Origin of the sequence: Denitrificimonas halotolerans, assembly GCF_034259425.1 — a bacterium.
In the GTDB taxonomy this organism is placed as follows: domain Bacteria; phylum Pseudomonadota; class Gammaproteobacteria; order Pseudomonadales; family Pseudomonadaceae; genus Denitrificimonas; species Denitrificimonas halotolerans.
This window is the reverse complement of record NZ_JAXIVU010000003.1, coordinates 133,949-156,833: the sequence shown is the minus strand read 5'-3', so window position 1 is coordinate 156,833 and position 22,885 is coordinate 133,949. Positions and strand designations below refer to the sequence as shown.

The window sequence follows — 22,885 nt, the reverse complement described above, 5'->3', positions numbered from 1 at the left end:
ATACATGTATGGGTAGTAGTACTACCAGCCGACGCCGACTCCGATGGTGTAGCGACGATCATTTACATCACCGTACTTGCTAGATACTTTATTCAGTTCAGCTTTTAAGGTTAGAGCTGCCCAACTGTTCACTTTAAAGCGCAAGCCCGCTTCACCATCCATAATGTAATTAATGTCACCTATGAAAGGTGCACCAAACTCCCCCTTACTGTATAGCTCAAAGACTTTGCCGCTGAAATAGCGATTATAATTCCACGATAGAATCCCAGAGTTAAAGCTTTGCTGCTCACCAGAGTTAAATTTGAATTTGTTATGGTTCACTAAGCTTGAGAGTGCGAGCGCACCCAATTCGTTATCCCAAAACTGAAAGCCAGGGCCAGTACCGTACACATACTGGCGGCGCAGTTCTTCAATGTGATCATTGAGGTATTTCGCTTTGTTTTTCCAGAACCAACGTTCAGTAATAAAGCGATCGAGGGCGTAGCTCGCCTCAAAGCTTTCAGTTTTCTTTGCACCATTTTTAGTTTCGTAATCGTATTCAGTATCGAGGTCATGACGCCATAGCCCGTGACGCAGTTCGGAGCTGACATTTAAATTGTAATCATCGGAGCTGCTTTCTTTGCGTTTGTAGTCTGCAGATAAGTTGATATTGCCTTTCCAACGAAGGTCTTCAATGATTGGGCGTGGTGCCATAAGTTGTTTGATGTCAGTGAGTACGAGGGTTTTTGGTTCGCCACCATTGACCAAGGTAACACTGCCTTCAGGAGCGGGGCGTAAGGCTTTGCTTTTTTCCGTATTAAAGGTGTCTAGCTGTACCAACAGTTGTTGTTCAGATTTTAAAGTAGCAACTTTTTCAATATTGAGTGTGATAGTGCCAGCATAGTCTGTTTCTAGTAACAGTGTACCACCGCTGAGCAATACAATACGTCCTGACAAGCGGTCACCATTTTTTAGCCAAACTGTATCTGCATAAGAACAATGAGAGAAAAGTAGACTTAGAACAAAAATGCTAGCAGCGAAAACACGCATTATTAAAACTCAGAAGAAAGTGAAATATGTTGTACAGTACAGTTTTAGCGACTGCAGCATAGACATAGAGCGGAGAATAGGGTTCCAACATGGAAGCAGAAAAGAAACAACAGTTACGGAGCATTCTGTATCTGTTGTTGTCCAAGATTCCTCAAGGGCATTTAGTCACTTATGGGCAGTTGGCGAAATTGGCTGGGTATCCAAGTTTAGCACGCTGGATCGGACGTGAGTTGAGTCGATTGCCTGAGGATACGAAACTGCCCTGGCATCGTGTTGTAGCGGCTGGTGGACGTATCAGTTTGCCGGCCAATACCTTTGCCGGTGAGAAGCAGCGCCAACGCTTACGCACAGAAGGCATCTGCGTTGAGCATGGTCGTGTTAAGTTATCTCATTATCAATGGCAGCCTGATTATGCCTGTGACAAGAGTGCGTTATTTACCCATGAAAACTGAATATTATGGCCAATAATAGTTGGCATACAGCCCTTAAGACCTACTCGAACCCTGCTGTTTTAGCCTTACTACTATTGGGTTTTGCTGCGGGCCTACCTTATATGCTGGTTTTTTCCACTTTGTCAGTTTGGTTGCGAGAAGCGGGGGTTGCGCGTGAGACCATTGGTTATGCAAGCTTAATTGGCTTGGCTTATGCATTCAAATGGGTATGGTCGCCTTTATTAGATCAGTGGCGATTACCAGTTCTGGGTCGTTTGGGGCGACGTCGTTCTTGGCTAGTGTTCTCGCAGCTTTTAGTGGCTACTGGCTTGGCTGGGATGGCGCTCAGTAATCCGCAAAGTCACCTGGCTGTCCTTATCGCTCTGGCCGTGTTAGTTGCTTTTGCTTCGGCAACCCAAGATATTGCGGTGGATGCTTATCGTTTAGAGATCTTAGATAACAGTCGGCAGGCAGCTTTAGCGGCCAGTTATATGGCCGGCTACCGTGTCGCTGCGTTATTAGCCACGGCTGGAGCATTGTATTTTGCTGAGTGGTTTGGCTCCACAGGATTGCAGTATCGACATTCGGCCTGGGCCAGTACCTACTTATTATTTGCCTTACTAATGTTACCCGGCTTGCTCACTACTTTATGGATGAAAGAACCCACGGTTGTGTTGCCTGCGGAGGATGAAGTTAATCGTTACAAACTCAGTCATCAGCTGATTTCTGTGGTTGTTCTAATGGTGTTATTGGTCTCCGTGCCTGCGATGATGACTCAATTTTACCAGTCTGATTTTCATTTATTTGCAGCAGGCCACACGGGCTTGAGTGACTTGTTTTATAGCGACCGTGCGTTTTTACGCGGTCTGCTTTATACGTTATTAACTTTATTTTGTTTGTCTTCTTTAGGGCGTAAAGGTCTAGCGCCAGTCTTAACTCCGGTGAGTGACTTTGTCGTTCGCTACCGTTGGCAGGCGCTTTTGCTTTTAGGTTTGGTTGCCACTTATCGCATGTCAGACACAGTGATGGGGGTGATGGCTAATGTGTTTTATATTGACCAAGGCTTTAGTAAAGATCAGATTGCTGGCATCAGTAAAGTCTTTGGTTTAATTATGACGTTACTTGGTGCTGGGATTGGTGGTGTACTGATTGTACGCTTTGGCATCATGCCGATTTTATTGCTCGGCGGGGTTTTCTCTGCCGGAACGAATCTGATGTTTGTGCTGTTGGCTAGCATGGGTGCAGATTTGAATATGCTGATTGTCACTATTTCGTGCGATAACTTTAGCGCAGGGATGGCAACTGCAGCCTTCGTCGCTTATCTATCGAGCCTGACAAATTTACGTTTTTCAGCCACACAGTATGCGTTGCTTAGCTCGATTATGCTGTTATTGCCACGCTTAATTGGTGGTTATTCAGGAGTCATGGTCGATAAGTATGGTTATGAACAATTCTTTTTCATTACAGCGCTGCTCGGTTTGCCAACAATTATTTTGATTATTTGGCAGTGGCGTGTGGATCGACGTAAAACAGCGGCTGCGCTTGAAGAGTAAGGGAAGTAAGAGGAGTAAGAGCAGGTTTGAGGTATTTTGTTACATGATCTTTGTTGAATGCCCCTTGTGTTTTACCTTGCAGGGACGCATTAATTAAATATATCGATGGTTAAGGTGTACCGATGCGAAATTTTTTCTTATTGTTTTTAGTGTTCCCGCTCATAGAATTGTTTGTTTTGATTCGGGTGGGGGCCAGTATTGGAGCTTCGGCAACTTTGCTCCTAGTGCTGGCCGGCGGTGTTTTGGGTGTGTTGTGCATGCGCTTAGCCGGTTTAACGACGGCGCTTAAAGTGCGTGAGCGTATGGCGCAAGGTGAAGTACCTAATAAGGATATGCTCAACGGTTTATTATTGGCTGTAGGTGGTGGGCTGATATTTTTACCAGGGTTTATCAGTGATGTAATCGGTTTGCTTTGTTTATTGCCCTTTGTTCGTCAGTGGCTTATCCAACGGGTTGCCCAATATATGGAGCATAGTGCTGCGCGATCACGTGAATATTATGCTCGTAGCACCACTTATACTAAGCATCATGGCTACTCAGAAACCCGTGAAACGCATGTCATTGAAGGCGAGTATGAGCGTAAAGATCAATGATATCTGAGCGGATTAAGCCAGCAGTCATCCCTACAGTGCAGTGACCATGCTCGGTTGTGAGTATGGTCACTGTATTCATTTCGTAGTTGTACCTGGCTGCGCACTGGTTTGATAAATATTTCTGTGTTTGTAAAAAATATAGGGTGTAGGCCTTGAAATATTTTTGAGCGTCCCCATATAGCTAGTAACTAAGAAATTCTGCATCAGCAGATTATTATGTGTGCTGTATTTCTTGCACAGCATCTACCGGCTTGCCGGACTTTATTAATATGCCGATGAATGACATCGGTTGATGTAACTAACCCTTTGGGAGAGATCGACAATGAAGCTTCGTCCTCTGCATGACCGTGTGGTAATTCGCCGTAGCGAAGAAGAAACAAAAACTGCTGGTGGCATTGTGCTGCCAGGTTCAGCGGCTGAAAAACCAAACCAAGGTGAGATTCTTGCCGTAGGTACTGGCCGTGTCTTAGACAATGGTGAAGTGCGTGAGCTTGCTGTAAAGGTAGGCGATAAGGTGGTATTTGGTCCTTACTCAGGTAGCAACGCTATTAAAGTTGATGGCGAAGAGTTACTGGTAATGAGCGAAAGTGAAATACTCGCGGTTGTTGAAGCTTAATTTATCCCTTGCGTTAAATGACACAAAATTGAGGAAAAGATTACATGGCTGCTAAAGAAGTAAAGTTCGGCGATTCAGGCCGTAAAAAAATGCTAGCTGGCGTCAACGTATTGGCTGACGCAGTTAAGGCGACTTTAGGTCCAAAAGGTCGTCACGTTGTTCTAGAAAGAAGTTATGGCGCGCCTTCCATCACTAAAGATGGTGTTTCAGTTGCTAAAGAAATTGAACTGGAAGATCGTTTTGAAAATATGGGTGCGCAGCTGGTTAAAGACGTTGCATCTAAAGCAAATGACGAAGCTGGTGATGGTACTACTACTGCTACAGTACTGGCTCAGTCGATCGTGAATGAAGGCTTGAAAGCAGTTGCTGCGGGCATGAACCCAATGGACCTCAAGCGTGGTATCGATAAAGCAACAACTGCAATTGTTGAGCAAATCAAGCAATTGGCGAAGCCATGCTCAGACAGCAAAGCTATTGCTCAGGTGGGTACAATTTCAGCAAATGCTGACGCTTCAATCGGCGAAATCATTGCAAAAGCAATGGATAAAGTTGGTAAAGAAGGCGTGATCACTGTTGAAGAAGGTTCAGGTCTAGAGAACGAACTGTCTGTTGTTGAAGGTATGCAGTTTGACCGCGGTTACCTCTCACCTTACTTCATCAATCAACCAGACACTATGGTTGCTGAGTTAGAAAATCCATTGTTGCTGTTAGTGGACAAGAAGATTTCTAACATCCGTGAGTTATTGCCTGTACTGGAAGCGGTTGCTAAAGCAGGCCGTCCGTTGTTGATCATTGCGGAAGATGTTGAAGGTGAAGCTTTAGCAACATTGGTGGTGAATAACATGCGCGGCATCGTTAAGGTTGCTGCTGTTAAAGCACCAGGCTTTGGTGATCGTCGTAAAGCAATGCTGCAGGATATTGCTATCCTGACCGGCGGTACTGTTATTTCTGAGGAAGTTGGTCTAAGTCTTGACACTACAACTTTGGATCACTTAGGTGATGCGAAACGCGTTGTTTTAAGCAAAGACAATACTACGATCATCGACGGTGCAGGTCAGCAGGCTGATATCGAAGCACGTGTGCTACAGATCCGTAAGCAGATCGAAGAAACAACTTCAGATTACGACAAAGAGAAACTGCAAGAGCGCCTAGCTAAATTAGCCGGCGGTGTTGCTGTGATCAAAGTAGGTGCGGCTACTGAAGTTGAAATGAAAGAGAAAAAAGCACGTGTTGAAGATGCTCTGCATGCAACACGAGCTGCAGTTGAAGAAGGTGTAGTGCCTGGTGGTGGTGTAGCATTAGTGCGTGCACTGCTTGCTATCAGCGAACTGAAGGGTGATAACGAAGATCAGAACGTTGGTATTTCTTTGCTGCGTCGCGCAGTTGAAGCACCATTGCGTCAGATCGTTGCTAACGCTGGTGAAGAGCCAAGCGTGGTCGTTGATAAAGTGAAGCAGGGTGAAGGTAACTTTGGTTACAACGCAGCTTCAGGTGAGTACGGTGATATGATTGAAATGGGTATTTTGGACCCAGCAAAAGTGACCCGTTCAGCTCTGCAAGCAGCCGCTTCGATTGCTGGCCTGATGGTAACAACCGAAGCCATGATCGCTGAAATCAAAGATAACAGCGCTGCTCCTGCAATGCCTGACATGGGCGGCATGGGTGGAATGGGCGGAATGATGTGATGCGACGAGAGTCGCGCAGGTAGCTAGCCTGGCTGGGTTACACCACTCGAGTGGCCTCTGATAAGAGGTCACTTATCCAGCAGAAAATAGCAAATTAAAAAACCGATATTCGGGTTTAATCCATGCCCGAATATCGGTCTCCTAATTGGAGTCTAATATTTAGGTATGGGTGAAAGCCTGTATCACCGCGCAAGCGAATGAGTTATATGATAAGCGTATAGGGCTAGTTAAGCTAGTCAATAATCCGTTGCTCATGTAACCCTACAGTACACGTTGAAGCAGCTCTTTTAATAAGGGTTGTCATGTAACGCGAATACTCGTGTCTATTAATCGGCTATAGCACCTGCCGGTGTGAAGCTGTGTCTGATGATTGTTCTACGCCAATACAAAGCAAAAGTAACTTGCTCGGTATAGGTGATAGAACCTGTTGTACAACCAACAGTAGCCTAGGGATAGTGCGTCGCTGGTAACGGCGAGGTTCGAAGCTTCCTAACAATGTACTCCCTGAAAAGGTCTAACTTTGCCGCGAGGTGATTTTAGGGAACCTGCTAATAGCATGCAGGTGAGAGGCTAGGCTGTGTCATAGGGTTAACATATGTGAACTGCTGTAAGCACCGTCAGCCGCAACGAGCGCAAGCTATTGACGCGCTCTGACCAAAAGGTACAAGGCTGGTTACTCTTTTTACATCTGGGGATACGTTGTCATCAAGCCTTCGGTGTATAAGCAGAACCTAAGTGATACATGTCATCGACATGGAACTCGGTAATCCCGTATTTCTGCCCAAGGGCAGGCGAAGAGCAATCGACGCTGTTGGGAATGCGGGCTTGGGAGGTCGGAAAAAGCGAATGCCACTTTGTAATGAAGTGGATAGGGGGTTAAATGTTCCTCCACTGGAAACAGTGCCCACTTTCGACTGGTCTTTAATCGTGTGAAGGCGTGTAAAGCGCTTTACTAAAAAGTGACATTAATACAAGTGGTAACGAACTGGGTTCGCCTAGACCGTCACCGCGCCCTTGCGGGAGCAGATACTTCCCGCAAGGGGTTAATGTATCTGTTTCTTCAAGGTGTATTGATTACACTTGGAGAGCAGCAAGATGAGTACAGTATTTACTGTACCTGCGTTCTCCCACCCGCCTCAAGGTTGGCATTCCATTGATTGGATAATGATCAACAGGCAGGTGAGAGGGCTACAGGTTCGAATCGCGAAGGCAACAAAGGAGCAGCGCTGGCGCAAGGTGAAAACGTTGCAAAGGCTGCTGACCCGCTCGTTTGCCGCCAAAGCTTTGGCGGTCAGGCGAGTCACCGAAAATCGTGGCAGGCAAACGCCTGGCATTGACGGGGAGTTATGGAGTACACCTTTAGCAAAATGGAAGGCAATTGGCAGATTGCAACGGACGGGCTACCGTCCAAAGCCGTTAAGACGTGTTTATATACCTAAAGCGAATGGCTCACGCCGACCGCTGGGTATACCGACTATGCTGGATCGAGCCATGCAGGCGTTATACCTGCTAGCACTTGAACCCGTATCGGAAACTCGGGCCGACCGTAACAGCTATGGTTTTCGACCACACCGTTCGACAGCGGACGCAATTGAGCAATGCTTTGTCAATCTCAGTCGCAAAAGTTCTGCACAGTGGACGATGGAAGGAGACATTAAAGGGTGCTTCGATAACATCAGTCACGACTGGTTACTGGCCAACATTCCGTTGGATAAACAAGTGCTCAGAAAGTGGCTGAAAGCGGGCTATATGGAGTCCAACAGGTTGTTTGCCACAGAGGCAGGTACACCGCAAGGCGGCATTATCTCGCCTGTGTTGGCAAACATGGCCTTAGATGGGTTGGAAGACGTGTTGCAGAGCCATTTTGGGCGCAAAAACACAAAAGCCGCCTATAAAACTAAGGTTAACTATGTGCGATATGCGGATGATTTTATCATCACTGGTATCTCGAAAGAGTTGTTAGAAGACAAGGTCAAACCCATTGTTGAAGCCTTTATGGCGGAGCGTGGGCTAGAACTGTCACCAGAGAAAACGCTGATCACACACATAACTGAAGGGTTTGATTTTCTTGGGCAGAATTTACGCAAATACAACGGCAAAATGCTGATTAAGCCAAGCCGTAAAAGTTTGCGAGCTCATTTGCAGAAAATTAAATCAATAGTCAGGTCGAACCGTACTGCCGAGCAAGGCAATTTGATTGCTCAGCTTAACCCTGTGATTCGGGGTTGGGCGAACTATCATCGCCATGTGGTGGCTAAGGAAACATTTGGCTATGTGGACTACAGAGTCTGGAAACTACTCTGGCGCTGGAGTTGCCGTAGGCACAAAAACCGCTACAAACGCTGGGTGAGAAGCAAGTATTTTCACACAGTGGGCGGGGAGCGCTGGGTATTCCAGAGTGTGGATGTGTTTGGCAAGCCGAAACGCTTGTTCAAAAGCAAAAGCACTCCGATAAAACGGCATATCAAGATTAAAGCAGAAGCGAATCCATACGATCGTAACTTTGAGTTGTACTTCGAACAGCGGCTGATAAAGAGCTGGAAGGAGAAACAGTTACACCGCGGTAAATTGCGGATGATCTGGACGCGCCAAAAGCATAGGTGTCTGATCTGTAAGCAACTGTTCAAGGACCATAATGATTGGGATATCCATCATGTGGTGCGTAGGACAGATGGCGGAGGAGACGAGATCGACAACTTGGTCATGCTGCACGTCAATTGTCATAGGCAGTTGCATTCACTACAAGGTGATATGTAGCTGGTCTTCTGTATCGCAGTTGACTTATAAAGGCTTGAGCCGTATGCGGGGAAACTCGCACGTACGGTTCTTAGGGGGCGGCGGTGCAGTAATGCACTGCTGCTACCCGACATGCGACGAGAGTCGCGCAGGTAGCTAGCCTGGCTGGGTTACACCACTCGAGTGGCCTCTGTTAAGAGGTCACTTATCCAGCAGAAAATAGCAAATTAAAAAACCGATATTCGGGTTTAATTCATGCCCGAATATCGGTCTCCTAATTGGAGTCTAATATCTTAGGTATGGGTGAAAGCCTGTATCCCCGCGTAAGCAAATGAGTTATCTTCTAAAGTACAGAGCTTGTCGCGCATTTTGGTTAAAAAGAATAATCAGAGAGTTGGCGTGCGATAAGCATGCGTTGAATTTCACTGGTGCCTTCATAAATTTGCGTAATGCGCGCATCACGGTAATGACGTTCAACAGCATAGTCTTCTAAGTAGCCATAACCACCATGTATTTGGATAGCCATGGAGCAAACTTTTTCCGCCATTTCAGAAGCAAAGAGTTTAGCTTGTGAAGCTTCGGATAAGCAGGGTAGACCAGCGGTACGCAAACGTGCTGCGTAAAGAATCATGTGGCGTGCAGCATTAATTTGCGTATGCATATCGGCTAGCATATTGGCGATGCTTTGGTGTTCGCTAATGGCCTTGCCAAACTGAATGCGTTCACGGGAATAGGTGAGGGCGGCTTCAAATGCTGCTCGTGCAATACCTAAAGCTTGGGCAGCAATACCTAGGCGGCCACCTTCTAAACCGGATAATGCTAAAGCTAAACCTTTTCCACGTGGGCCAAGCATATTTTCTTTAGGAATACGACAATTAATTAAGCTTACCGCACAGGTGTCCGAGGCACGTAAGCCCATTTTCTGCTCCATACGCTCTACCTCAAAGCCGGGTGTGTCGGTTGGCACTAAAAAGGCTGATAAGCCTTTTTTACCCAGCTCAGGGTCAGTCACGGCAAAAACAATGGCTAGGCCTGCGCGTTTAGCATTACTGATAAATTGTTTGCTGCCATTGAGTACCCAGTGATCTCCGTCTTCAACTGCACGGGTACGTAAGTTATTCGCTTCGGATCCTGCTTGTGGTTCGGTTAAGCAGAAGCAAGCTAGAGTTTGGCCTGAGGCCAGTTCTGGTACCCATCTTTGTTTTTGTTCTTCAGTTCCCCAGTTGACGATAGGTGCACAACCAACGGAGTTATGGATACTCATCACAGCTCCCGTCGCGGCGCAGCCAACAGATATTTCTTCTAAGGCTAGAGCGTAGCATGTGTAGTCAATATAGGAACCGCCGAGCTCTTCTGGCACCACCATGCCTAAAAAACCTAGTTCGCCCATTTGTTTGAGCATGTTTTCATCGAGCCAGCCGGCTTTTTCCCATTTTTCAGCGTTTGGAGCCAGTTCAGTCTTAGAAAAGTCCCGTGCCATATCACGGATCATGCGTTGTTCTTCTGTAAGTTCAATGTCATTCATGTTTAAAGTCCTTCTAATACACAGGTTAGTTTATATGGCTTGGGCTTGAAATCCGGCGAATAAATCTTTGATCTGATTGGGAGCAAGAGCGTCTAGCGTAGCTGGCTGCCATTGTGGCTTTTTATCTTTATCAATGATCAATGCACGCACGCCTTCCATAAAATCACCTTTTTTAAACCATTGCTGTCCTAAATGGAGTTCCAGCTGAAAGCAGTTGGCCAAGGATAGATTCTTACCGCGGCGCAACATTTCTAAAGTGGTGGCCATAGCGATAGGAGAGCGAGTAGCTAAGGTGTTGATGAGCTCTTCACACCAAGGTTTGACTGTGCTGTCGGTTTCGCTTTTAAGTGAAGTAATGATTTCAGTCACTGAGTTATGAGCGAAATGCTGTGCAATGGCTGTGCGGACGCTAGTGAGTTGAGCGCCTGAGGCATGCTTACACGCTAAGGTATTGAGCAGACTGCGTATGGATTCTTGGGAAGAGTGTCCCCACTGCATGGTGTTGAGACAGCGATCCAGCTCAGGAATTTGTTCAGCATGCAAAAACCAATCGGCAAGGCCAAGCTGTAAAGCGTCAGCAGCTCCAACAGGGTTACCACTGACACCCATATAAGTACCAGTTTCTCCTGGCAAACGTGATAAAAAGTAACTGCCGCCGACGTCAGGGAAGAAGCCAATGCTCACTTCAGGCATGCCAAGGCGTGCTTTCTCTGTGATGATACGGAAACTTGCGCCTTGCGTGAGCCCCATGCCACCGCCTAAAACCAAGCCGTTAATTAAAGCAATAACTGGTTTTGGGTAGTTATGAATCAAAAGGTCTAGTGCATACTCTTCAGTAAAAAAAGTTTCATTGAGCTGTGGATTTTGCTGTGCATTATTGTAAAGCTCACGGATATCACCGCCAGCACAAAAAGCTTTATCGCCATTGGCGCGTAGGACTACGGCAACAACACCTTCATCGGCAGCCCAAACATCCAGTTGTTGGCGGATTGTACGAACCATCTCAAGATTGATGGCATTAAATGCAGCAACGCGATTGAGTGTTAGATGGCCGACACGGTTGCGGATCTCGGTTAGGATGAGTGCTTGATTCTCGGACATAACTGTCACTCCTTTAGATACAGTTTAATGATGGCGGAAAAATCTAAAGTGCCGTTACCTTGTAAACTGAACGCCTGATATAGTTGTTGTGCAGCTGCTCCTAGCATCACAGGTTGCTTGGCTAAACCTGCTGCTTCGGTAGCAAGCCCTAAATCTTTAAGCATTAGATCTGTACCAAATCCTCCACTGTAGCCGCGGTTAGCGGGGGCATGCTCTAAGACTTCTGGGTAAGGATTGTTAATTTCTGAGCTCCAGCAGCGACCGCTGGACGTATTAATAATACTGGCCAGGACTTTAGCGTCCATACCTAGGGATACACCTAAAGCCATGGCTTCAGCAACTCCAATCATAGAAATACCCAGTAACATATTATTGGCTACCTTAGCCACTTGGCCGTTACCGTTATCGCCGCAGTGAGTGATGTTTTTGCCCATAGCTTCTAAAACAGGTTGTGCTTGGGCTAAATCTTCTGGCGAACCGCCCACCATAAAGGTGAGGGTACCTGCTTGCGCGCCACTGGTCCCCCCAGAAACAGGTGCATCTAGCATGCGGTGTCCCGCCTCTTGAGCAGCTTGGGCCACCTCACGGGCACTGTGCGGATCAATTGTGGAGCAATCAATGAGCAAGGTGGGTTTGCGTAACTGTTGGATGACACCATCATCGCCTAAATAGACGCCTTTTACATGGGCCGCAGCAGGTAGCATGCTGATAAAAATATCGGGAGCGCCAGTCACTAAGGTTTGAAGAGAGTCGCAAGCCTGCGCGCCTTGCTCAGCGAGTTCAGCAACAGCTTGGCTAGATAGGTCGAATACGCTCAGTTGGTGGCCGGCTTTAAGTAAGTTGCTAGCCATTGGGCCGCCCATATTACCAAGGCCTAAAAATCCGATATGCATGATTGATCTCCGCTTATTATGATTATTGCGAGTGGCTTTGCATCATGAACCCGCCAGCTCATTTAACTGGCGGGCTGTATTATTATTTCAAACTGATGGTGGTGTTTAGAGCACCAACTTCTTCATTTTCGTCAAACCAGCGTGCGGTTACGGTTTTGGTTTGAGTGTAGAACTGGACCACTTGTTTACCGTATGGGCCTAGATCACCTAGTTTAGAGGCACGTGATCCGGTGAAAGAGAAAATCGGAACAGGTACAGGGATAGGTACGTTGATGCCGACTTGGCCTACATCGATGTCTTCTTGGAAGCGACGTGCAGTGGCGCCTGAGCGAGTAAAGATTGCTGTACCGTTACCGTTCGGGTTGTCATTGATCAGCTCAATGGCTTGTTCAATATTATCCGCCTGCATAACACACAACACTGGGCCGAAGATTTCTTCCTTATAAATGCGCATGTCGGTGCTCACGTTAGAGAAGATAGTCGGACCAATAAAGTTACCTTGCTCAAAGCCAGGCACCTGTGGGTTACGACCATCAAGATCACAAGTGGCACCTTCCTTGATACCGCTATCGATGAGGTCGGTGATACGTGCGAGGGCTTGCTTGGAAATGACAGGGCCCACGTCGGTGCCTTCTTGGCATCCTGCATTGACCTTCAGTGTTTTGGCTTTTTCAATTAAATCAGGTAGCCAACTCTGTGCTTCACCAACCAGAACTACGACAGGCAAAGCCATACAGCGTTGGCCCGCAGCACCAAAAGCTGCACCGGTGATAGCGTTTAAGGTTTGTTCTTTATTGGCATCGGGCATCACAATACCGTGGTTTTTTGCCCCCATCATGCACTGTACACGTTTACCCGCTAGGGATGAGCGGTTATACACATGTGTACCTACATAGGTGGAGCCAACAAAGGATACCGCCTTAATATCAGGATGATCACAAATGCCATTGACTGCATCCGGGCCACCATGGATTACGTTGAGCACACCGGCTGGGATACCTGCTTCTAAAGCCAGTTCAACTAAACGCATGGTTACCATTGGATCTTGCTCTGACGGTTTCAGTACGAAGGTGTTACCCGTCACAATAGCCATTGGGAACATCCACAATGGAATCATTGCTGGGAAGTTGAATGGGGTGATACCTGCACACACACCAATAGGTTGCAGTAAGGTGTATGTATCGACACCGTTGGCGACGTTATTGGCCAGTTCTCCGAGCTGCAGGTTGCCGATGGATGCAGCGTGTTCAACCACTTCTAACCCACGAAAGACATCACCTTCAGCGTCGGCTAAAGTTTTACCTTGCTCCGCTGTCAGTAAAGCGGCTAATTCGCTCATGTTTTCACGAATCAATTGCTGATATTTGAGAAAAATACGTGCTCGTGTACCAATTGGCGTTTTACGCCAAGTTTTAAATGCTGTTTTTGCACTGGCTACTGCTGCATTAATTTCTTCTGTTGTGGCGAAAGGTACCCGAGCGAGTACCTCTTGAGTTGCTGGGTTGATGACTTCGCGCCATTGATCAGTTTTTGATTCAATAAACTGACCGTCAATAAGCAGTTTAATGGTGGGTACTTGGATTGCTGTCATTTGGAAAGCCTCAGTCTAAATTTATTTTTATGATGAGCTGATTTGATGTAGATTCATCCTAGCAGTGCGTTTTTGCTAACGACAACCCTCTAATGTGCAGATTAGCTGTGCAAAAATGCACATGCGCTAAACATGTGAGCGAGGAAGATTATGGATTGGGAACAGCTGCGTTTCTTTTTAGAATTGGCGCGCGCAGGACGGTTAGTGATAGCTGCACGACGTATGGGAGTCGATCACACGACGGTTTCACGTAAGGTGCAGGCTTTAGAAAAATCTTTAGGGCGCCCTTTGTTTTTACGTGAGCATGAAGGCTATAAGTTAACCGAAGCAGGTCGAGCTTTATTGCCTCAAGTTGAGGCGATGGAAAGCGCTTATGTGGGGATCTCTGATTCTTTACCGACATTGGGTGAGCAGCTGTCTGGGCAAGTGCGTATTGCTGCAACAGAAGCTTATAGTACGTTATTGCTAGCAGAACAATTGGCTGAGTTGGGGCGACGCTATCCACATCTGAAAGTGGATTTGCTTGCTTTACCACGGGCTGTGCAACTGTCCCGTAACGAAGCTGACATCGTGATTACGTTAGAGCGGCCTGAACGTGGGCCTTTTATCATTACGCGTTTGACGGATTATCGTTTGCATTTGTACGGCAGTGCAGATTATTTAGCTCAGCATCCAACCATTACTCAGGTTGAACAATTGAGCGGTCATCGTTTTGTCTCTTATGTGGATGATTTGTTGTTCAGTAAGGAATTAACCTTTTTAGATGAGCTGCTGAAAAATGCTAAGGCAGACCTGTGTAGTACCAGTGTTTTAACGCAGCAACGAGCGGTTGCAGCTGGTGCTGGGCTTGCAATTTTGCCGGCGTTTGCAGCCAATCAAGAACCTCGTTTACGTCAGGTTTTAGCCGATGAAATTAGCTTTACTCGAACTTTTTGGATGCTGATGCCCATTGAGTTAAAAGATATTGCACGTACACGCACAGTGTGGAATTTTTTACGTGAGCAGGCAGCTCAAGAACAAACCACTTTGTTGCCTCCGCTCCAGCATAAGGAGAGTGTTGATGAGTAAACAGTTTGCAGGAACTGTATCCGTAGTGATGGTGCGTGAGGCCTTAGCTGCTCCTCTGCAGCAGGGCTGGCATTTAGAAGCATTGTTAAAGGGGACACCTTTTTCTACTGAAATCATGCAGGATGAAAACGGCCGCGTTCCAGTACAACACTATGCACGCTTTTGGCGACGCTTACGGCGTACCATTCAAGATGAATTTTTCTTAATGGATCAGCGCAAGATGCGACCAGGCAGCTTTGCTTTTATGTGTAGCATCGCAGCTCAACAAGCAACGGTTCGGCAAGGCCTGGAAGTGGCTTTGCAGTTTTTAGCTTTGATATTTGCGGATAAGCGCGCGGTATTACGTACTAAGCAAAGTATGGCTGCGGTGGTATTGCGAGAGGAAAGTATAGAACCTGCGCGGGCTTTTACTTACTTTACTTTTTGGATGTACATCCATGGTCTAACGTGTTGGTTGGCGAATCAGCGCATTCCTCTATTGTCAGTGGACTTACGCTGTTCAGAACCTGAGTTTACCAGTGACTACCGAGTGATGTTTTCAGATAACCTACGTTTTGACTGTGCTGCTTCCAAAATTTTGTTTTCTGCAGATGTATTGGACGTACCGATTCGACGCACTGCCGAAGATGTGCAACGTTTTTTACGCCAGGCACCCAATAATATCATTGTTAAATACCGTGATGAGCAAAGTTTATCTAGTCAGGTGCGACGCACATTGATGAATATGGAACCACAGCACTGGCCCGATGCGGTGGATTTAGCTGAGGGTTTATTCATGTCGGTATCAACATTACGTCGTCGTTTAAATGAGGAAGGACAAAGTTATCAAAGACTCAAAGACGGGGTGCGCAGCTCTTTAGCTGTTAAATGGTTAGCGGATGAACATTATACTTTTGTCGATATTGCCAGTGCTTTGGGGTTTGCTGATGTAAGCAGTTTTTATAAAGCATTTCGCAAGTGGACCGGCACGCAGCCGAGCCATTACCGCTCAATTCTATTGGAAAAAAATAAGTGAATGGCAAAAACGTTCAAGCAGTTTGAAACATTTTGCTATTGCTTAGGAGGCGCGCTGGGGCTGAGTATCAAGGCCTGCACCTTGCAATGTGAACAATAATAAAAATTGGAGCATGCGATGACCTCGGTAAAACGTGATATTTTTGAAGCCTCAAAAAACTTTGATTTTGAAGCAACTGTACAAGCTGCTATCAGTGGTAATTTGTCCGCCATGAATGCTTGTTACGAATGCTGTGACCGGCATGCACACAATGATGCTATCGCCTTAGTTCAAGAAAATGCTGACGGTAGTTCTAGCCGGCATACCTATGCAGAACTGCGCGATCAGTCTGCGCAATTTGCCCATTACTTGGCTAGTCAGGGCGTTCAAGCGGGCGACATAGTGGCTGGCTTACTGCCACGTGGCCAAGCTTTGATCGTGACAATTCTAGGTTCTTGGCGTTTGGGTGCTGTTTATCAGCCATTGTTTACGGCGTTTGGTCCTAAAGCGATTGAACACCGTGTTCAGACTGCGGGCGCTCGACTTGTGGTCACAGATGTGGCCAATCGCAGTAAATTAAAGGATGTAGAAAACTGCCCGCCCATTATGACAGTCAGTGATGCTCAGGGCGCGGGATTAGAGCCAGGTGATCAGAACTTTTGGAGTGCTTTAGCTGAGCAGTCAACAGTGTTTGAGCCAGTGATGCGCACAGGTGATGATCCTTTCCTCATGATGTTCACCTCGGGCACTACAGGCTTAGCGAAACCTTTAGAGGTTCCACTGCGAGCCATTGTGGCTTTTCAGCGCTATATGGTCGATGCCGTTGGACTGCGTGCTGAGGATTCATTCTGGAACGTTGCCGATCCAGGTTGGGCTTATGGATTGTATTTTGCAATTACAGGGCCGATGTCACTCGGTTTACCAGTGTTGTCCGTGGATGGCCTTTTTGATCTGGATCGCTGCTTAGAGGTTGCTAAAAAATACAAGATCACCAACCTTGCTGGCGCACCGACAGTATTCCGTATGTTAATTGCTGCAGGTGATAAAGTTGCAGAGCAGTGGAAAGGGCAGTTACGTGTTGTTAGTAGCGCAGGTGAGCCTTTGAACCCTGAAGTTATTCGTTGGTTTAAAGAGCATTTAGATGCACCTATTAATGACCATTACGGCCAAACTGAAATGGGGATGGTGTTGTGTAATCACCATAATTTGAGTCATCCCATGCATATGGGGGCTGCAGGTTATGCATCACCCGGACACCGTGTTGTGGTGTTGGATGAAGAGACTCTGCAAGAGTTACCAGCTGGGGAGCCAGGTATTCTTTCAGTGGATATTGAGCAGTCGCCTATGTTCTGGTTTCAGGGATATAAAGGTATGGAAACCACTTCATTTAAAGGACGCTATTATTTAACAGGTGATACGGCAGAGTTGAATAGTGATGGCAGTATCAGTTTTGTTGGACGTTCTGATGATGTGATCAGTACATCTGGTTATCGAGTTGGGCCTTTTGATGTGGAAAGCGCCTTATTGGAACATCCGTTGGTTGTAGAGGCTGCCGTTGTAGGAAAACCTGATCCACAGCGAAATGAGATCATTAAAGCATTTGTTATTTTGCAAGATGGCCAAGAAGGTACGGCTGAATTAGCTGAGGAGTTGCGTTTACATGTGCGTAACCGTTTAGCCGCACATGCCTACCCTCGAGAGATTGAGTTCCCTGCTGAGCTACCTAAAACGCCAAGTGGGAAAGTGCAGCGCTTTATTTTGCGTATGAATGAAGTCAATAAATACAACGAAGAACAAGCTGCCAAGCAAGCGGTCAGCTAATTTAAGGATCTTTTATGCACGTAGCAGAACGTACATTTGTAATCACTGGCGGCGCTTCAGGCTTGGGCGCTGCTACAGGCGAACACTTAGTTGCTCAGGGCGCTTTTGTAGTGTTGTTAGATATTAATCAGCAAGCCGTGATCGCTCAGGCAGAAAAGTTAGGTGCAGGTGCTTTAGGCCTAGCGTGTGATATTTGTGATGCCGAACAGGTTCAACAGGCCTTGGCTACAGCTGTTAAACATTTTGGTAGTTTGCATGGTTTGGTGAACTGTGCCGGTGTTGTGGGTGCGCAGCGGATTTTAGGTCGTAATGGGCCCCATGATTTAGATGATTTTTCTCGTGTGTTAACAATTAACGTTGTAGGCAGTTTTAATATGCTGCGTCTGACTGCTCAAGTGATGGCTAATAATGAGCCTAACGAGCAAGGAGAACGTGGCGTGGTCATTAATACGGCTTCAGTGGCTGCTTATGATGGTCAGCTAGGGCAGGCGGCTTATGCGGCTTCCAAAGGGGCTATTGTTAGCTTGACTTTACCTGCGGCACGGGAGTTGGCCAAACAAGGTATTCGTGTGATGACTATTGCTCCTGGCGTATTTGAAACACCTATGATGGCAGGTATGAGCGATGAAGTGCGGGCTGGTTTATGTGCTGATGTACCTTTCCCACCACGTTTGGGCAAACCCCAAGAATATGCAGCATTGGCGCAACATATCATTGAAAACAGTATGTTAAATGGTGAAGTGATTCGTCTTGATGGCGCATTGCGTATGGGAGTTAAGTAATGATGAGTACGCAAGACCCAGTAGTGATTGTGAGCATGGCACGTACACCAATGGGTGGTTTTCAAGGGGCACTGCAAAATATAAAAGCAACTGAGCTTGGAGCAGTGGCTATTAAAGCTGCAGTACAGCGTGCCGGTTTAGCGCCCGAAACGGTGCAAGAGGTGATGTTCGGTTGCGTATTGCCTGCCGGCTTAGGGCAAGCGCCCGCTCGTCAAGCGGCCTTGGGTGCTGGGTTGGCTGAGCATACGGTATGCAGCACTGTAAATAAAATGTGCGGCTCTGGTATGCAAACGGTAATTATGGCTCATGATGCTTTGATGGCGGGATCTGTCGATGTAGTTGTTGCTGGAGGCATGGAGAGCATGTCTAATGCGCCTTACTTGTTGGATAAAGCGCGCAGTGGGCACCGTATGGGACATGGACAAGTGCTAGATCATATGTTCCTTGATGGTCTTGAAGATGCTTATGATAAAGGGCGGTTAATGGGGGCTTTTGCTGAAGAAAGCGCTCAAGCCTTTGGCTTTACTCGTGAAGAGCAAGATGACTTTGCTGAACGCTCTCTGACGCGAGCGCAGGCAGCAATCAAAGCTGGCCAGTTTGCTGACGAGATTATTCCGGTTGAGGTGAGTAGCCGAAAGGGTACAGTTACCGTGACAGATGATGAGCAGCCACCTAAAGCTGATTTGCAAAAAATACGTCAATTGCGCCCAGCCTTTAGTAAAGATGGAACAGTGACGGCAGCTAACGCCAGTTCAATTTCTGATGGTGCAGCTGCGTTGGTATTGATGCGTCAGAGCGAAGCGCAACAGCGCGGTTTAAAACCTTTAGCAGTGATACGTGGCCATAGTGCTTATGCCGCTGCGCCTAACTTATTCACAACAGCTCCGGTGGGTGCCATCAATAAGTTACTGGATCGCACGGGCTGGAGTTTAGATCAAGTTGACTTGTTTGAAGTGAACGAAGCCTTTGCAGTGGTCACCATGATTGCCATGCGTGAGCTTGAATTGTCAGCAGATAAAGTAAACATACATGGTGGCGCTTGCGCTTTGGGGCATCCTATTGGGGCTTCAGGTGCACGTATTTTGGTCACCTTAGTGTCAGCCTTAAAACAACACAATAAGCGTTTTGGTATTGCTTCCATCTGCATTGGTGGTGGTGAGGCAACAGCCGTTGCTATTGAAATGCTGAACTAATACACAGAGTATCAATAGGGTGAGTTGATCATCCATTGGTTGTAGAGGAGTAAAATATGTCGAATGCCGTAGAGGTTTATCAAAAAGCTCAACACCTTCAGTTAACCGATAAATTAGTGGTTGAGGTGCGAGGTCACACAGCGCTTTTGACGCTCAATAACCCATCAGCCAACACTTGGGATGCAGATATGCTGCGTGGGGTTAAACAGTTGGTTGAGCATTTAAATGATGACAAGGATATTTATGCGCTTGTAGTAACTGGAGCGGGTGAAAAGTTTTTCAGCGCTGGTGCTGACCTTAAGCTGTTTGCAGACGGCGATAAAGCGGTTGCACGCGACATGGCGCGTCGCTTTGGCGAAGCATTTGAGGCTTTAAGTGACTATAACGGTGTCACTATTGCGGCAATTAATGGTTACGCGATGGGCGGTGGTTTAGAGTGTGCTTTGGCTTGTGATATTCGTATTGCTGAAGAGCAAGCACAAATGGCTTTACCTGAAGCTAAAGTAGGTTTGCTGCCTTGTGCTGGCGGTACACAAAAGCTGTCCTGGCTGGTTGGTGAAGGATGGGCTAAGCGTATGATTTTGTGTGGTGAGCGAGTGGATGCGAAAACAGCTGAGCGCATTGGTCTCGTGGAAGAAGTGGTTGCTCAGGGGCAAGCATTAACCACTGCATTGGCTTTGGCTGAAAAAGTGGGTGAACAAAGTCCTGTGGCAATTCGTGCGATTAAACCATTGATTCAAGGTGCACGGACACAAGCTCCGGATCATTGGCTTCCAGCTGAGCGCGAAACTTTTGTTGACTTATTTGATGCTGAAGACACTACGGAAGGTGTGAACGCGTTTTTAGAAAAGCGTAAAGCACAATGGAAAAACTGCTAAAGAGTTAGTTATATAGGCTCTAATGAGTTAGAGCTATTTTTAGCCCTAAATAAGCCAATTAATGGTTTTGTTTAGGGTTTTTTTATTAAAATAGCGAAAAGCCTCATACTTTTAGTGCGAGGATGGATAGCGAGGGCGACGCAAGCTGCCCCCCCCCCCTTAATAGGTTGTTAAAGTCTTTGCAGTATAGGTTGTGCTGGTATTATATACAGCATGATAAGGCACACCAAAACATTAAAAGTCCGAGTCCGAGACAAGCATGTGCCCTTGCTAAACCGCATGGCTCGAAGCGTCAATTTCGTCTGGAACTATATTAATGAGTTGAGCCAACGCTCGATTAAAGAGCGTGGTGTGTTTTTGTTTGCGTATGATATGCATCCCTACATTAAGGGCGCAGGTAAAGAGCTTGGCCTGCACAGCCAAACCTTACAGTGCATTGCAGGTGAGTATGTCACGCGCCGTAAGCAGTTTAAGAAAGCGCGGCTGAACTGGCGCAAATCAGACGGTGTACGCCGCTCACTGGGCTGGATACCCGTCAATACAGGTGCAGCGCAGTGGAAAAACGGGCAGGTCTACCACAACGGCCACTATTTTAAGGTCTGGGACAGCTACGGCTTGAACCAATACAAGTTTCGCTCGGCCAGTTTCAATGAAGATGCCCGTGGCCGCTGGTACTTCAATGTTGTGGTTGATGTGGAGGTCGAGCCAGAAATAAAACCCAAGTCAAAACCCTTCACGCTAAGATTGCTAACCGTAGAAAAGACGCATTGCACAAGTTCAGCCGTAAGCTAGTCAATCGCTGCGGTGAAATCTATGTGGGCAATGTCAGTAGCTTAAAACTCGTTAAAACCACGATGGCCAAGTCAGTGTTAGATGCTGGTTGGGGTCATTAAAAACAATGCTGGACTATAAATGCGCTCACGCAGGCATTGTTTTTAAGGAAGTTGACGAGGCATACACCACCCAAACCTGTTCGAGTTGTGGCAGCTTGCCCGAGTCGAGGCCGAAAGGTATCGCAGGACTTGGCATAAGAGAATGGACGTGCAGTGGGTGTGGTGTCGCTCACGATCGCGATATAAATGCGGCACGTAACATTCTCGCGGTCGGGCATGGTCGTCTAGCAGTAGGAATCCCCGTCCTTTAGGACGGGGAGGATGTCAAGCTTAGCGAAGGTGAATCAGCCTTGTGATAAGAGCTGGCGCAACTCGATAATTGCCGCGTTAGCGCGGGAGATATAGTTGGCCATAACCAATGAGTGGTTGGCGAGGACGCCATACCCCCCTCCATTTAATATCATTGGACTCCAAACTGGGTCTTGAGCAGACTCTAATTCACGGATAATCTGACGTACGCTGATTGTGGCATTTTTCTTAGCAATGACATCAGCAAAATCAATTTCAATGGCTCGTAAAAAATGGGATAGTGCCCAAGCTTGCCCGCGAGCTTCATAGAATACATCATCAATTTTGAACCAAGATGTTTTTACAATTTCTTCTTGGCTTGCTGCTAATTCTGCGTTGAAACCGGCGGCATCAGCTGAACCATCAGCCATGCTATCAATATTTAAACGAGACTTACCGACACTGGCGGATAAGCGTTGTGAGGTTGATCCTAACCGTGTAGCGACATCGCCTAGCCAGTTATTAAGGTTGTCTGCGCGAGTATAAAACTGGCTGTTAGTTTTTTCAGGGTCAGTGAGACGCTCTAAGTAGCGGTCTAAAGATTTGATTGCTGAACGGTATTCGTCTTCACTAGCTGGCAGCATCCAACTTTTATTGTCAAAGTTAAAGCGTGGCTCAGCTTTAGCAAGATCAGGATCCTCAGTGGATTGTGACTGAGAACGTGCAAAATCTTTACGCAAAGCGCGCGCGAGGTCCCGCACCTGTACTAGTACGCCATATTCCCAAGCAGGCATATTGTCTAACCAAATACCTGGAGGGGTAATGTCGTTATGGATGTATCCGCCAGGTTTGTCCAGCAGAGTTGTGGCAACTTGTTTGAGCGTTTCAACGGTGGTGTAACCCGTAACAAGTGGTCGTTGTGTGCTTTCAGCAGCTTGTTGAGTGTGTTCTTCGATATCAAAGAAGTCCGGTTCTTGGCTCCAGTACCAGCCTATAAGTAGAGTTGCTAGCAGGTAAAGCGCGACAACTGTAATGACAGTGCGACTAAACCAAATGCCGCCAAGGTAGCTTTTTACATCGTCAACAGAGTCGTTGACCTGATCACGAGTACTTCGTGAGCGTTCTTTCCAGTTGAGCATGCGTTTGCGCCCTTTTATTGTGTTTGTTAACAGCCTGTGTCTAACAGGCAGTTGTGTAGATACAGTCTACTATAAAGGATGGTGTGGTTGTTGTGCAGGGGCGCTGTGTAGAACACATTGCCCTGTCTGCATGATC

General features: G+C 46.9%; 21 protein-coding genes. 15 read left to right on the top strand and 6 right to left on the bottom strand.

Translation table 11 applies throughout. The annotated features are described in order from the left end of the window. Window positions 1-21: 21 nt before the first annotated feature. Window positions 22-1,029 (bottom strand): DUF481 domain-containing protein, encoded by a 1,008-nt coding sequence (locus TOI97_RS04060; RefSeq protein WP_321552843.1) that lies wholly within the window; start codon window positions 1,027-1,029, stop codon window positions 22-24. Window positions 1,030-1,118: 89 nt separating this feature from the next. Between TOI97_RS04060 and TOI97_RS04055 the strand changes: the two genes are divergently transcribed. The 6 genes from TOI97_RS04055 (at window position 1,119) to ltrA (ending at window position 8,664) form a co-directional block, all read left to right on the top strand. Beyond that, window positions 1,119-1,481: an MGMT family protein gene (locus TOI97_RS04055; RefSeq protein WP_321552842.1), complete on the top strand. Its 363-nt coding sequence runs from the start codon at window positions 1,119-1,121 to the stop codon at window positions 1,479-1,481. 5 nt (window positions 1,482-1,486) lie between these two features. Continuing rightward, on the top strand, window positions 1,487-3,013 hold the full coding sequence (locus tag TOI97_RS04050; RefSeq protein ID WP_321552841.1) for an AmpG family muropeptide MFS transporter: 1,527 nt from the start codon (window positions 1,487-1,489) through the stop codon (window positions 3,011-3,013). Between the two features lie 122 nt (window positions 3,014-3,135). Next, window positions 3,136-3,606, top strand: coding sequence for an FxsA family protein (locus TOI97_RS04045; protein ID WP_321552840.1), 471 nt, complete (start codon window positions 3,136-3,138; stop codon window positions 3,604-3,606). Between the two features lie 322 nt (window positions 3,607-3,928). After that, the gene (locus TOI97_RS04040) at window positions 3,929-4,222 is read left to right on the top strand and encodes a co-chaperone GroES (RefSeq protein WP_321552839.1); all 294 of its coding nucleotides are present in this window, start codon (window positions 3,929-3,931) and stop codon (window positions 4,220-4,222) included. A gap of 44 nt (window positions 4,223-4,266) precedes the next feature. Then, window positions 4,267-5,907, top strand: coding sequence for a chaperonin GroEL (gene groL / locus TOI97_RS04035; RefSeq protein WP_321552838.1), 1,641 nt, complete (start codon window positions 4,267-4,269; stop codon window positions 5,905-5,907). A 1,095-nt stretch (window positions 5,908-7,002) separates the two neighbouring features. Further along, window positions 7,003-8,664, top strand: a complete 1,662-nt coding sequence (ltrA, locus tag TOI97_RS04030; protein ID WP_321552837.1) for a group II intron reverse transcriptase/maturase — start codon at window positions 7,003-7,005, stop codon at window positions 8,662-8,664. A 352-nt stretch (window positions 8,665-9,016) separates the two neighbouring features. Here the strand turns inward: ltrA and TOI97_RS04025 are convergent, their stop codons facing one another. From TOI97_RS04025 to TOI97_RS04010, 4 genes are all read right to left on the bottom strand, one after another. After that, window positions 9,017-10,168, bottom strand: a complete 1,152-nt coding sequence (locus tag TOI97_RS04025) for an acyl-CoA dehydrogenase family protein (RefSeq protein WP_321552836.1) — start codon at window positions 10,166-10,168, stop codon at window positions 9,017-9,019. 30 nt (window positions 10,169-10,198) lie between these two features. Then, window positions 10,199-11,269 carry an enoyl-CoA hydratase/isomerase family protein gene (locus TOI97_RS04020; RefSeq protein WP_321552835.1) on the bottom strand — a complete coding sequence of 357 codons (1,071 nt, stop codon included), beginning with the start codon at window positions 11,267-11,269 and terminating at the stop codon, window positions 10,199-10,201. A 5-nt stretch (window positions 11,270-11,274) separates the two neighbouring features. After that, complete coding sequence (gene mmsB, locus TOI97_RS04015) at window positions 11,275-12,162, bottom strand: 3-hydroxyisobutyrate dehydrogenase (protein ID WP_321552834.1); 888 nt, start codon at window positions 12,160-12,162, stop codon at window positions 11,275-11,277. A gap of 82 nt (window positions 12,163-12,244) precedes the next feature. Next, window positions 12,245-13,753 (bottom strand): CoA-acylating methylmalonate-semialdehyde dehydrogenase, encoded by a 1,509-nt coding sequence (locus TOI97_RS04010; RefSeq protein WP_321552833.1) that lies wholly within the window; start codon window positions 13,751-13,753, stop codon window positions 12,245-12,247. A gap of 150 nt (window positions 13,754-13,903) precedes the next feature. Between TOI97_RS04010 and TOI97_RS04005 the strand changes: the two genes are divergently transcribed. From TOI97_RS04005 to TOI97_RS03965, 9 genes are all read left to right on the top strand, one after another. Further along, window positions 13,904-14,821 carry a LysR family transcriptional regulator gene (locus TOI97_RS04005; protein WP_321552832.1) on the top strand — a complete coding sequence of 306 codons (918 nt, stop codon included), beginning with the start codon at window positions 13,904-13,906 and terminating at the stop codon, window positions 14,819-14,821. Next, window positions 14,814-15,836 carry an AraC family transcriptional regulator gene (locus tag TOI97_RS04000; RefSeq protein ID WP_321552831.1) on the top strand — a complete coding sequence of 341 codons (1,023 nt, stop codon included), beginning with the start codon at window positions 14,814-14,816 and terminating at the stop codon, window positions 15,834-15,836. Before TOI97_RS04005 ends, TOI97_RS04000 begins: the two co-directional genes overlap by 8 nt. Before the next feature lie 117 nt (window positions 15,837-15,953). After that, entirely contained in the window at window positions 15,954-17,636 is a 1,683-nt protein-coding gene (locus TOI97_RS03995; RefSeq protein ID WP_321552830.1) for an AMP-binding protein, read from the top strand. 14 nt (window positions 17,637-17,650) lie between these two features. Further along, window positions 17,651-18,418 (top strand): 3-hydroxyacyl-CoA dehydrogenase, encoded by a 768-nt coding sequence (locus TOI97_RS03990; protein ID WP_321552829.1) that lies wholly within the window; start codon window positions 17,651-17,653, stop codon window positions 18,416-18,418. Beyond that, the gene (locus TOI97_RS03985) at window positions 18,418-19,611 is read left to right on the top strand and encodes an acetyl-CoA C-acyltransferase (protein ID WP_321552828.1); all 1,194 of its coding nucleotides are present in this window, start codon (window positions 18,418-18,420) and stop codon (window positions 19,609-19,611) included. Before TOI97_RS03990 ends, TOI97_RS03985 begins: the two co-directional genes overlap by 1 nt. Window positions 19,612-19,667: 56 nt before the next feature. Further along, on the top strand, window positions 19,668-20,489 hold the full coding sequence (locus TOI97_RS03980; protein ID WP_321552827.1) for an enoyl-CoA hydratase: 822 nt from the start codon (window positions 19,668-19,670) through the stop codon (window positions 20,487-20,489). A 279-nt stretch (window positions 20,490-20,768) separates the two neighbouring features. Next, on the top strand, window positions 20,769-21,281 hold the full coding sequence (locus TOI97_RS03975) for a hypothetical protein (RefSeq protein ID WP_321552826.1): 513 nt from the start codon (window positions 20,769-20,771) through the stop codon (window positions 21,279-21,281). After that, the gene (locus TOI97_RS03970) at window positions 21,233-21,382 is read left to right on the top strand and encodes a hypothetical protein (protein WP_321552895.1); all 150 of its coding nucleotides are present in this window, start codon (window positions 21,233-21,235) and stop codon (window positions 21,380-21,382) included. Before TOI97_RS03975 ends, TOI97_RS03970 begins: the two co-directional genes overlap by 49 nt. A 5-nt stretch (window positions 21,383-21,387) precedes the next feature. Then, window positions 21,388-21,633 carry a transposase gene (locus TOI97_RS03965; RefSeq protein WP_321552825.1) on the top strand — a complete coding sequence of 82 codons (246 nt, stop codon included), beginning with the start codon at window positions 21,388-21,390 and terminating at the stop codon, window positions 21,631-21,633. 33 nt (window positions 21,634-21,666) lie between these two features. On the opposite strand, the gene TOI97_RS03960 is transcribed toward TOI97_RS03965, so the two are convergent. Continuing rightward, a complete protein-coding gene (locus TOI97_RS03960) occupies window positions 21,667-22,749 on the bottom strand; it encodes a DUF2333 family protein (RefSeq protein ID WP_321552824.1) in 1,083 nt (360 codons plus the stop codon). Between the last annotated feature and the right edge of the window lie 136 nt (window positions 22,750-22,885).

Excerpts from the sequence above, each read along its gene's own strand:
- TOI97_RS04060 (WP_321552843.1), bottom strand. The coding sequence starts at position 1,029 with ATGCGTGTTTTCGCTGCTAGCATTTTTGTTCTAAGTCTACTTTTCTCT.
- TOI97_RS04055 (WP_321552842.1), top strand. The coding sequence starts at position 1,119 with ATGGAAGCAGAAAAGAAACAACAGTTACGGAGCATTCTGTATCTGTTG.
- TOI97_RS04050 (WP_321552841.1), top strand. The coding sequence starts at position 1,487 with ATGGCCAATAATAGTTGGCATACAGCCCTTAAGACCTACTCGAACCCT.
- TOI97_RS04045 (WP_321552840.1), top strand. The coding sequence starts at position 3,136 with ATGCGAAATTTTTTCTTATTGTTTTTAGTGTTCCCGCTCATAGAATTG.
- TOI97_RS04040 (WP_321552839.1), top strand. The coding sequence starts at position 3,929 with ATGAAGCTTCGTCCTCTGCATGACCGTGTGGTAATTCGCCGTAGCGAA.
- groL (WP_321552838.1), top strand. The coding sequence starts at position 4,267 with ATGGCTGCTAAAGAAGTAAAGTTCGGCGATTCAGGCCGTAAAAAAATG.
- ltrA (WP_321552837.1), top strand. The coding sequence starts at position 7,003 with ATGAGTACAGTATTTACTGTACCTGCGTTCTCCCACCCGCCTCAAGGT.
- TOI97_RS04025 (WP_321552836.1), bottom strand. The coding sequence starts at position 10,168 with ATGAATGACATTGAACTTACAGAAGAACAACGCATGATCCGTGATATG.
- TOI97_RS04020 (WP_321552835.1), bottom strand. The coding sequence starts at position 11,269 with ATGTCCGAGAATCAAGCACTCATCCTAACCGAGATCCGCAACCGTGTC.
- mmsB (WP_321552834.1), bottom strand. The coding sequence starts at position 12,162 with ATGCATATCGGATTTTTAGGCCTTGGTAATATGGGCGGCCCAATGGCT.
- TOI97_RS04010 (WP_321552833.1), bottom strand. The coding sequence starts at position 13,753 with ATGACAGCAATCCAAGTACCCACCATTAAACTGCTTATTGACGGTCAG.
- TOI97_RS04005 (WP_321552832.1), top strand. The coding sequence starts at position 13,904 with ATGGATTGGGAACAGCTGCGTTTCTTTTTAGAATTGGCGCGCGCAGGA.
- TOI97_RS04000 (WP_321552831.1), top strand. The coding sequence starts at position 14,814 with ATGAGTAAACAGTTTGCAGGAACTGTATCCGTAGTGATGGTGCGTGAG.
- TOI97_RS03995 (WP_321552830.1), top strand. The coding sequence starts at position 15,954 with ATGACCTCGGTAAAACGTGATATTTTTGAAGCCTCAAAAAACTTTGAT.
- TOI97_RS03990 (WP_321552829.1), top strand. The coding sequence starts at position 17,651 with ATGCACGTAGCAGAACGTACATTTGTAATCACTGGCGGCGCTTCAGGC.
- TOI97_RS03985 (WP_321552828.1), top strand. The coding sequence starts at position 18,418 with ATGATGAGTACGCAAGACCCAGTAGTGATTGTGAGCATGGCACGTACA.
- TOI97_RS03980 (WP_321552827.1), top strand. The coding sequence starts at position 19,668 with ATGTCGAATGCCGTAGAGGTTTATCAAAAAGCTCAACACCTTCAGTTA.
- TOI97_RS03975 (WP_321552826.1), top strand. The coding sequence starts at position 20,769 with ATGGCTCGAAGCGTCAATTTCGTCTGGAACTATATTAATGAGTTGAGC.
- TOI97_RS03965 (WP_321552825.1), top strand. The coding sequence starts at position 21,388 with ATGCTGGACTATAAATGCGCTCACGCAGGCATTGTTTTTAAGGAAGTT.
- TOI97_RS03960 (WP_321552824.1), bottom strand. The coding sequence starts at position 22,749 with ATGCTCAACTGGAAAGAACGCTCACGAAGTACTCGTGATCAGGTCAAC.